Consider the following 9,429-nt stretch of genomic DNA (forward strand, 5'->3'; position numbering starts at 1 on the left):
ATGTCAACGCGTATCAGGTGGTCTTCGCTGTCGAACAGAAATCCGGCCAGCGCCTTGCACAGCTCGGTCTTGCCGACGCCCGTGGGGCCAAGGAACAGGAACGAGCCGGTCGGGCGGTTCGGATCGCTCAGGCCTGAGCGCGAGCGGCGGATCGCGTTGGCAACCGCGGCAATGGCTTCTTCCTGGCCGACTACGCGCTCATGTAGCTTGCCTTCCATAAGCAACAGTTTGTCGCGTTCACCCTGCATCAGCTTGCTTACCGGAATGCCGGTCGAGCGCGCGACGACTTCAGCAATTTCTTCAGCGCCGACCTGGGTTCGCAGCAGCTTGGGCGCCGCGCTGGCACCGGGCGCGGCCTCGCTGGCCTGCGCTTCTTTCAGGCGTTTTTCCAGATCAGGCAGCTTGCCGTATTGCAACTCGGCGACCTTGTTGAAATCGCCCTTGCGGGTGAATTCTTCAATCTGGAAGCGGATCCGGTCAATCTCTTCCATGACGTCTTTGGAGCCGAGCGCCTGGGCTTTTTCAGCCTGCCAGATTTCATCAAGGTCGGAAATCTCCTTTTGCAGCTTGCTGATTTCTTCTTCAATCAGGTCAAAACGCTTTTGCGAAGCCTCGTCTTTTTCGCGGCGCACAGCTTCGCGCTCGATCTGCAGCTGAATCAGCCGGCGGTCCAGCTTGTCCATCACCTCGGGTTTGGAGTCTCTCTCAATACTGATCTTGCTCGCCGCTTCGTCGATCAAATCGATCGCCTTATCGGGTAAAAATCGGTCGGTGATGTAGCGGTGGCTCAGTTCAGCAGCAGCAACAATGGCCGGGTCAGTGATGATGACGCCATGGTGTGACTCGTATTTTTCCTTCAGGCCACGCAGAATGGCGATGGTGGCTTCCACGCTCGGCTCGCCGACCAGGATTTTCTGAAAACGGCGCTCCAGCGCGGCGTCTTTTTCAATGTATTTGCGGTATTCGTCAAGCGTGGTCGCGCCGACGCAATGCAGCTCGCCACGCGCCAGCGCGGGTTTGAGCATGTTGCCGGCGTCCATCGCGCCCTCGGCCTTGCCGGCGCCGACCATGGTGTGCAGCTCGTCGATAAAGACAATGGTCTGCCCTTCGTCCTGGGCCAGTTCCTTGAGCACGGTTTTCAGGCGCTCTTCAAACTCACCACGGAACTTGGCGCCAGCCAGCAAGGCGGCCATGTCAAGCGACAGCACGCGTTTGCCCTTGAGTGAATCGGGCACCTCCCCCGCCACGATGCGCTGGGCCAGCCCTTCAACGATGGCGGTCTTGCCGACGCCGGGCTCGCCGATCAGCACCGGGTTGTTTTTGGTGCGGCGCTGCAATACCTGGATGGCGCGGCGAATCTCGTCGTCACGGCCAATCACCGGGTCGAGCTTGCCCATGCGGGCGCGCTCGGTAAGGTCCATGGTGTATTTCTTGAGGGCTTCGCGCTGGCCTTCGGCGTCGGCGCTGTTGACGCCCTGGCCACCGCGAACCGCGTCAATGGCGGATTCAAGTGCCTTGCGGCTCAAGCCGTTCTCTTTCGCCAGCCGGCCAACATCACCTTTGCTGTCGGCCACGGCCAGCAGAAACAGCTCGCCGGCAATGAACTGGTCGTTGCGCTTGATGGCTTCCTTTTCGGTGGCCTGCAGCAACTTGGCAAGGTCGGGGCCGACCTGAATCTGGTCCTGACCCGCTACCGAAGGCAGTCTTTTGACCGCTGCATCGGCGGCCTGTGTCAACCCGTTGACGTTGACACCAGCCCGCTCCAGCAGGGCGCGTGGCCCGTCATCCTGGCGCAACATGGCGGCCAGCAGGTGAGCCGGCTCGATATAGCCATTGTCATTGCCCAATGCCAGCGACTGGGCGTCGCTCAGGGCTTCCTGGAACTTGGTGGTGAGTTTGTCTTGTCGCATGAAATCTCCTGTTGAACCTGAAAAGGTCTGTTCTGAAGAATCTTGAGGCTTTTTCCCAGCTTTACAAGCGGCGCCGGCGCCGTCAAGCTGTAAGGAGCGGCTTGAAGCTTGATGAAGATCAACTTCATCAAGCTCCAGCCTTGCGGCTCAGGCATTCGGTGCGCTGATGCCCCATTTGGCGAGCGCGGCGTCATCGCTGACCCGCGCATCGACCCAGCGCGCGCCTTCGGGCGTCTGCTCTTTCTTCCAGAATGGCGCCTGGGTCTTGAGGTAGTCCATCAGGAATTCGCAGGCCCGAAAGCTCTCGCCCCGATGCGCCGAAATGACTGCGACCATGACGACCTGGTCAAGCGGCTGCAGCAAACCCACGCGGTGGATGACGCGGGCACCAAAAATATCAAAGCGTGCGCAGGCCTCATCAATCATGGCCTCGACGGCTTTTTCGGTCATGCCGGGGTAATGCTCCAGCTCCATGCTGCTGACACTCAGACCCTCATTGCGGTCGCGCACGGTGCCGGTGAAGGTGCAAATCGCGCCAACGCGCTTGTCGTTTTTGCGCAGCGTTTCGACTTCGTCAGCCAAATCGAAATCGCCGGTCTGGATGGTTACCCGCGTTGCCATGAATTTCAGCCTCCGGTGACGGGCGGAAAAAAGGCGACTTCGCAGCCCTCGGTCACGAGGGCCGTCTCATCGCTCATGACCTGATTGATCGCCATGCGAACGGACCTGCCGCGGGCCAGCGAAGCGGCATGGAGCGGGCTCGCAGCCAGCAGCTCATCGCGCAGGGCAGCCAGTGTCATGGCAGAAGTCTCACGCAGCTCGCTGCCCTGCCCGATGGCTTCGCGGATCGACGCAAAATATTTGACGGTGACCTTCATGGGAATAGCTTTCATGACAGCAGCGCCGCGAAGGGAATGAACTGCACCTCGTCGCCATGCGCGATGGTCTGACCCGGCGGGTTGTCGACCAGGCCGTCGCCCCAGACGGCGGATGTCAGCACGCCTGAACTCTGGTTGCCGAACAGCTCAAGCCCGCCAGCAGCGTTCTGCCTCACCCGCAGGAATTCACGGCGCTTATCGGCTCTGGTCCAATCAAAATGGGCCTTCATTGCTATTGATTCAGGAGCGAGTGCGGTCGCACCCTGGAGCCTGAGAATGAAGGGCCGCACCAGCAGCAGGAAGGTCACGAAGCTGGACACGGGATTGCCAGGCAAGCCGATAAAGTGGCTCTGGCCAACAGTTCCGTAGGCAAAAGGCTTGCCGGGTTTAATGGCGATCTGCCACAGCATCAAACTGCCCAGCGCCTCGACAGCCGGTTTGACATGGTCTTCTTCTCCTACCGAAACACCGCCGCTGGTCAGAATAAGGTCATGCTGGCGGCTCGCGTCTTTCAGAGCGGCGACCGTTGCATCCAGCCGGTCTGGCACTATGCCCAGATCGGTCACGCTGCAACCGAGCCGCAGCAGCAAGGCCTTGAGGAAAAACCGGTTGGAGTTGTAGACGGCACCGGGTTTCATGTCAGCCGGTGCCACGTCGCCGGGCATGACCAGCTCGTCGCCAGTGGAAAACAGGGCCACCCGCACACGCGGCGCGACCTGCAACCTGTCGAAGCCGATGCTGGCGGCCAGGCCCAGCGCTGCGGGTGTGAGGCGTTCGCCCCGGTGCAACACCACGGCGCCGGCCGCGACATCTTCGCCGTGGCGGCGAATCCACTGGCCCGGCCGGGGTCGCACGCGAACGAAAACCCCGGCACCCACAGTTTCGCAATTTTCCTGCATGACCACGGCATCCGCGCCGGGGGGAATCGGCGCACCGGTGAAAATCCGCGCGGCTGAGCGCGCAGCCAGCGCCTGTCCGCTGCTACCCGCCGGAATGCGCTGATTGACTTGCAAAAGCGTGCTGGTGTCAGCGCAGTCTGCCGCACGCACGGCGTAGCCGTCCATGGCGCTGTTGTCATGCGCCGGAACATCCAGGCTGGACAGCAAATCCTGCGCAAGGACCCTACCGTCGCCATCAAAAGTTGAAACCTCGTCGGCGGGCAACAGCGGCTCGGCATGGGCCAGCAATTCGCCCAGCGCCAAATCTAGCGGCTTCAGGGGCGGACGGACGGCGGGCGATGGTGATGGCGATGGCGAGGCTGGGTTCATGGTCGGCGAGTCACTCGGGGCGGTCTTCGAACGAATAATGAAAACGCTCCTGATTGTTGATCAGGTAGTCGGCCAGGGCGTCGGCATCGTCCAAATCCAGCACCGGACGCAAGGTCGCCACTGGCAACCGGCCGGGTGAGTCGGTAGCAATGGCAACGATGAAGTCGTCGTCCATGAAACGGGCGGGTTTGCCAGACGAAGCGCGCCAGATTTCAATCTTCAGCAAATCGCTATGTTTGAAGCCTTCGACCAGCACCCAGTCCACGCCTTCATACAACTCGGCAATCAGGTGGTGAACCGTCAACTCGGTAGGCTGCTCAAACTCGCGTATCAACGCCAACCGGTTTTGCGAGGCAACCACGACTTCAAAAGCCCCCGCCTCGCGATGGCGGAAGCTGTCCTTGCCGGGGTGGTCAATGTCAAAACGGTGGTGCGCGTGCTTGACGACGGACACCCGCAGGCCTCGCATCTTGAGGGCGGGAATCAGCTTTTCGACCAGCGTTGTCTTGCCCGAGCCGGAGTAACCGGAAAATCCGACCACGTTCATAGGGCGACTTTCAGAAAACCAGTTTTGCTATCAATTAAATAGCTACTTGAGTCCGTATTCCTTGGACTACAACCCCATTTAATGCACATTATCGGCAATGTAGCGCTTGATGACCGCCACATCTGCCGGCAACAGCTCGACGCGCTTGGGCAAGGCCTCGATGCCTTCAAACCGGGCGGGCCGCGTCGGCGACTGGCCTAACGCTTCTTCAATGGTCTCGGCAAACTTGATGGGCAGCGCGGTTTCCAGCACGATCATCGGCACGCCAGGCTGAAGGTATTCGCGCGCGACTTTCAGGCCGTCGGCGGTATGGGTGTCGATCATTTCGCCAAAGCGCTTGAAGGTGTCCTTGATCGTCGCCAGCCGGTCGGCGTGGGTGCTCTTGCCGCTGACAAAACCGTACTGCTTTGCAGCGGATTTGAAAGCCGCATCGGCGCTCAGATCAAACTGGCCATGCTGACTGAGCTGGTCGTGAAACAACGCCCGGGTCCTGTCGCCGTTGCGGCCCAGCAGGTCAAACACAAAGCGCTCGAAATTCGAGGCTTTGGAAATGTCCATCGACGGGCTGGAGGTTTCATGCGTGTCGGCGCTGCCGCGAACCCGGTAAATCCCCGTGCGGAAGAACTCGTCGAGCACATCGTTTTCGTTGGTGGCGACCACCAATCGGGCAATCGGCAGCCCCATGCTGCGCGCCACATGGCCGGCGCAGACGTTGCCGAAGTTGCCCGAGGGCACGGTGAAACTGACCCTGGGCAAGGCTACCGATTCTTTCAAGCAAGGGCCGCGGATCTGGCTTTGCGAGTCCGCAGGCGCAGCGGCCCCCTCGGGGGGCAGCGCAGTACGCGAAGCGACAAGCGTGGGGGCCACATTCGTGGCCTGAAAATAGCCGGCGAAGTAATACACCACCTGCGCCATCAGCCGCGCCCAGTTGATGGAGTTGACGGTGCCAATCTTGTACCGGCGCTTGAACGCAAGGTCGTTGGACACGGCCTTGACGAGGTCCTGGCAATCGTCAAACACGCCTTCGATGGCTATGTTGTAAATGTTTTCGTCCTGCAGGCTGAACATCTGCGCCTGCTGGAACGGGCTCATGCGGCCTTTCGGCGAGGTCATGAAGACGCGCACGCCTGTTTTGCCGCGCATGGCGTATTCGGCGGCGCTACCGGTGTCGCCGCTGGTCGCGCCCAGGATGTTCAACTCTTCACCGCGGCGCGCCAGTTCGTATTCAAACAGGTTGCCCAGCAACTGCATAGCCATGTCCTTGAACGCCAGCGTGGGGCCGTTGGACAGGGCTTCGAGGTAGAGACCGTCCTCAAGCGGTCGCAGCGGCACTATTTCCCGGCTGCCAAACACTTCTTCGGTGTAGGTTTTGACACAGATCGCTTTCAGGTCGGCGGCGGGAATGTCGTCGATGTATAGCGAGAGCACTTCAAACGCCAGGTCCGCGTAGGGCAGGCCGCGCCACTTCGCAAGCATCGCAGCGTCGACTTGCGGATAGCTTTCGGGCAAATACAAACCGCCATCAGGTGCCAGGCCTTCGAGCAGGATTTCACAGAAACGCTTGCGTTCGGTTTTGTCGTCCGACGCCGCGCGGGTGGAGAGGTAGTGCATCAGGCCAGTTCTTCCTTGCGGATGCGGATGAGGGGTGCCAGCACCGTGGGCAGCGCCTGCATTTTCGCCATGGCTTCGTTCATTTTTGCTTCCACGCAATCATGCGTGAGGATGATCAGGTCGGTCTGGGTCGAGCCCTCACCGCCCACTTCATCGGCTTCACGCTGCAGCACCGCATCGATGCTGATGCCGGCCTCGGCCAGGATGCCTGTCACCCTGGCCAGTACGCCGGCCTCGTCAGCCACCTTCAGCCGCAAATAGTAGCTGGTCACCACGGCGGACATTGGCACGATGGACAGATCGCTCATCTCGTCAGGCTGGAAGGCGAGGTGCGGCACGCGGTGTCCGGGGTCGGCCGTGTGCAGGCGCGTGATGTCGACCAGGTCAGCAATCACCGCGCTGGCGGTAGGCTCGCTGCCCGCGCCCTTGCCGTAGTACAGCGTCGTGCCCACCGCGTCACCATGGACCACCACAGCGTTCATCGGCCCTTCGACATTGGCGAGCAGTCGTTTGGCGGGTATCAGACTGGGATGCACACGCAATTCGATGCCGTTGGCGACGCGCTTGGTAATGCCCAGCAGCTTGATTCGATAGCCGAGTTGTTCCGCGTAACGGATGTCCTGCGCCGCCAGGTGGGTGATGCCCTCGACATGGGCCTTGTCGAACTGGACCGGAATGCCAAAGGCAATCGCGCTCATGAGGGTGGCTTTGTGCGCCGCGTCAACGCCTTCAATATCAAAAGTGGGGTCCGCCTCGGCATAGCCCAGGCGCTGCGCTTCTTTCAACACCACGTCGAAATCAAGACCCTTGTCCCGCATCTCGGACAGGATGAAGTTGGTCGTTCCGTTGATGATGCCGGCAATCCACTGAATGGAGTTGGCGCTCAGGCCCTCGCGCAAGGCCTTGATGATGGGGATGCCACCGGCCACCGCGGCTTCAAAAGCGACCATGACGCCCTTGCGCTGGGCGGCAGCAAAAATCTCGGTGCCATGGACGGCCAGCAAGGCCTTGTTGGCAGTGACCACATGCTTGCCAGACTCGATCGCTTCCAGCACCAGCGCCTTGGCAATGCCGTAGCCGCCGATCAGCTCGATCACGATGTCGATGTCCGGACTGGCGACCACCTTGCGCGCGTCGTCCACCACCTGAACACCTTCGCCCACCAGAGCCCTGGCACGCGCCACGTCAAGGTCGGCCACCATGGTGATTTCAATGCCGCGGCCGGCGCGGCGGCGAATCTCTTCCTGGTTGCGCTTGAGCACATTGAAGGTGCCGCCACCCACGGTACCGATACCCAGAAGGCCAACCCTGATGGGGCTCAAATTCGTCGTCGTTTTTAGGGTCACCTGGGGTCCTGACTGTCGTTTTTACGGCTTGTCGCCCCGAAAAAAAGGGGCGGGAAATCAAAAATCAGCCGCGTTTGTCGCGGTAGTTCTCGAGAAATTTTGCAATACGGCCGATCGCCTCGCGAAGGTCTTCCTCGTGGGGTAAAAAGACGATGCGGAAATGGTCGGGCGCAGCCCAGTTGAAACCGGTGCCCTGCACCAGCATCACCTTGGTTTCCTTGAGCAGTTCAAGAAAGAATTGCCGATCATCCGTGATCGGGTAGATCTTGGGGTCAAGCCTTGGAAACATGTAGAGCGCGGCGCTCGGCTTGATACAACTCACACCGGGAATGGCCGTAATCAACTCGTAAGCCAGATCACGCTGGCGCCGCAAACGGCCGCCTTCACAAGTCAGGTCATTGATGCTCTGGTAGCCGCCCAGCGCGGTCTGGATGGCCCACTGGCCGGGCACGTTCGAGCACAGCTTCATGTTGGCCAGCATGTTCAGGCCTTCGATGTAGTCCTGCGCCGACTTCTTCGGGCCCGAGACTACCAGCCAGCCCGCGCGATAGCCGCAGGAACGGTAGCTTTTGGAGAGTGAGTTGAAGGTCAGCGTGAGCACGTCGCTGGACAGGCTCGCAATGGCGGTATGCCTGACCCCGTCATACAGCACCTTGTCATACACCTCATCGGCAAGAATCACGAGGCCGTGTTCGCGCGCAATGTCAACAATTTCCTTGAGAAGTTGATCGGAATACAGCGCGCCAGTCGGGTTGTTCGGGTTGATGACCACGATGGCTTTGGTTTTAGGCGTGATTTTGGCGCGGATGTCCGCAAGGTTGGGCATCCAGCCGTTATCTTCGTCGCACATATAGTGCACCGGCGTGCCGCCCGACAGGCTGGCGCTGGCCGTCCAAAGCGGGTAGTCGGGCGCGGGAAGCAGCAGTTCGTCGCCATCGTCAAGCAGGGCGTTGGTCGCCATCGCAATCAGTTCGCTGGCGCCGTTGCCCAGGTAGTTTTAGGCCAGTGTCACACCCATGATACCCTGCTTTTGCGTCTCGTGCATCACGGCCTTGCGCGCGGCAAAAATGCCCTTGCTGTCGGAGTAACCGGCGGAGGCGGGCAGGTTCCGGATCATGTCCTGTTGAACTTCCTCCGGCGCGTCAAAACCGAATACCGCCAAGTTGCCGATGTTGAGCTTGATGAGCTTTTGGCCTTCTTCTTCCATCTGCTTGGCCGCGTCCATGATCGGGCCACGGATGTCGTAAAGAACATTGGCCAGCTTGGCGGACTTGGTGATCGTTTTCATGGCGCTTTTCTGAATTTTTAAATTTTTGAACTTCTGAATTTTTGTGCAATGGCCGCGGGGGCAGCTGCACTGGCAAAGGGGAGGAAGCAACAGCACAGCCACAGCAGATCCGGGCAGAACCTATAATTTGACCACATAAAACACCATTTTTCGCTGGCACGCATGGGGCAAGGAGCGCTTGTCCGGTGTGGGTCAAACCACTTACCCGCTTTGAGTTCTGCATGAAACTACAACCAGACCGCCTCGACGTGCAATCCATTCTGGCTTACGGACCCGGATGGGTAGGCCTGGGCAATCACGGGGTTGCCGAAAAAATCAGCTACAGCATCATCATCGGCTCGCAAGGCGAAAAATACGAATGGGATTGCACGCGCTTTGATCGGCTCACGGCGCAGCATTTTGAGCAATTGGCCAAGCTCAAGCCCGAGCTGGTGATTTTTGGCAGCGGAACACGATTGCGCTTTCCGCCGCCGGCGTTTTTGCGTGCGCTGATGGCCGAGCGGATTGGTCTTGAAACCATGGACACGCTCGCCGCTTGCCGCACCTACAACATTCTTGCTGGCGAGGGTCGCCACGTCATC

General features: G+C 60.0%; 8 protein-coding genes and 1 pseudogene. 1 reads left to right on the forward strand and 8 read right to left on the reverse strand.

The window, feature by feature from the left end:
* The 8 genes and pseudogenes from HHJ19_RS11420 to HHJ19_RS11455 all read right to left on the reverse strand — a co-directional run.
* The coding region (locus HHJ19_RS11420) for a Clp protease N-terminal domain-containing protein (RefSeq protein ID WP_296907367.1) at nt 1-1,910 on the reverse strand (1,910 nt) is incomplete at its 3' end.
* A gap of 147 nt (nt 1,911-2,057) precedes the next feature.
* A complete protein-coding gene (locus tag HHJ19_RS11425; RefSeq protein WP_296907370.1) occupies nt 2,058-2,531 on the reverse strand; it encodes a molybdenum cofactor biosynthesis protein MoaE in 474 nt (157 codons plus the stop codon).
* A 5-nt stretch (nt 2,532-2,536) separates the two neighbouring features.
* Nucleotides 2,537-2,788 carry a MoaD/ThiS family protein gene (locus HHJ19_RS11430; protein ID WP_296907380.1) on the reverse strand — a complete coding sequence of 84 codons (252 nt, stop codon included), beginning with the start codon at nt 2,786-2,788 and terminating at the stop codon, nt 2,537-2,539.
* 11 nt (nt 2,789-2,799) lie between these two features.
* Nucleotides 2,800-4,056: a gephyrin-like molybdotransferase Glp gene (glp, locus tag HHJ19_RS11435; protein WP_296907371.1), complete on the reverse strand. Its 1,257-nt coding sequence runs from the start codon at nt 4,054-4,056 to the stop codon at nt 2,800-2,802.
* Nucleotides 4,057-4,066: 10 nt separating this feature from the next.
* Nucleotides 4,067-4,603, reverse strand: coding sequence for a molybdopterin-guanine dinucleotide biosynthesis protein B (mobB, locus tag HHJ19_RS11440; RefSeq protein ID WP_296907373.1), 537 nt, complete (start codon nt 4,601-4,603; stop codon nt 4,067-4,069).
* Nucleotides 4,604-4,681: 78 nt separating this feature from the next.
* Complete coding sequence (locus HHJ19_RS11445; protein ID WP_296907374.1) at nt 4,682-6,214, reverse strand: threonine synthase; 1,533 nt, start codon at nt 6,212-6,214, stop codon at nt 4,682-4,684.
* The gene (locus HHJ19_RS11450) at nt 6,214-7,536 is read right to left on the reverse strand and encodes a homoserine dehydrogenase (protein WP_296907382.1); all 1,323 of its coding nucleotides are present in this window, start codon (nt 7,534-7,536) and stop codon (nt 6,214-6,216) included. Before HHJ19_RS11450 ends, HHJ19_RS11445 begins: the two co-directional genes overlap by 1 nt.
* Nucleotides 7,537-7,624: 88 nt before the next feature.
* Nucleotides 7,625-8,848, reverse strand: a pseudogene (locus HHJ19_RS11455) (pyridoxal phosphate-dependent aminotransferase).
* Between the two features lie 221 nt (nt 8,849-9,069).
* Here HHJ19_RS11455 and HHJ19_RS11460 point away from each other — a divergent pair.
* Nucleotides 9,070-9,429 (forward strand): Mth938-like domain-containing protein (locus HHJ19_RS11460; protein ID WP_296907376.1); only part of this gene is annotated, 360 nt, incomplete at its 3' end.

Source organism: Polaromonas sp. (assembly GCF_012927415.1).
GTDB lineage: Bacteria > Pseudomonadota > Gammaproteobacteria > Burkholderiales > Burkholderiaceae_C > Polaromonas.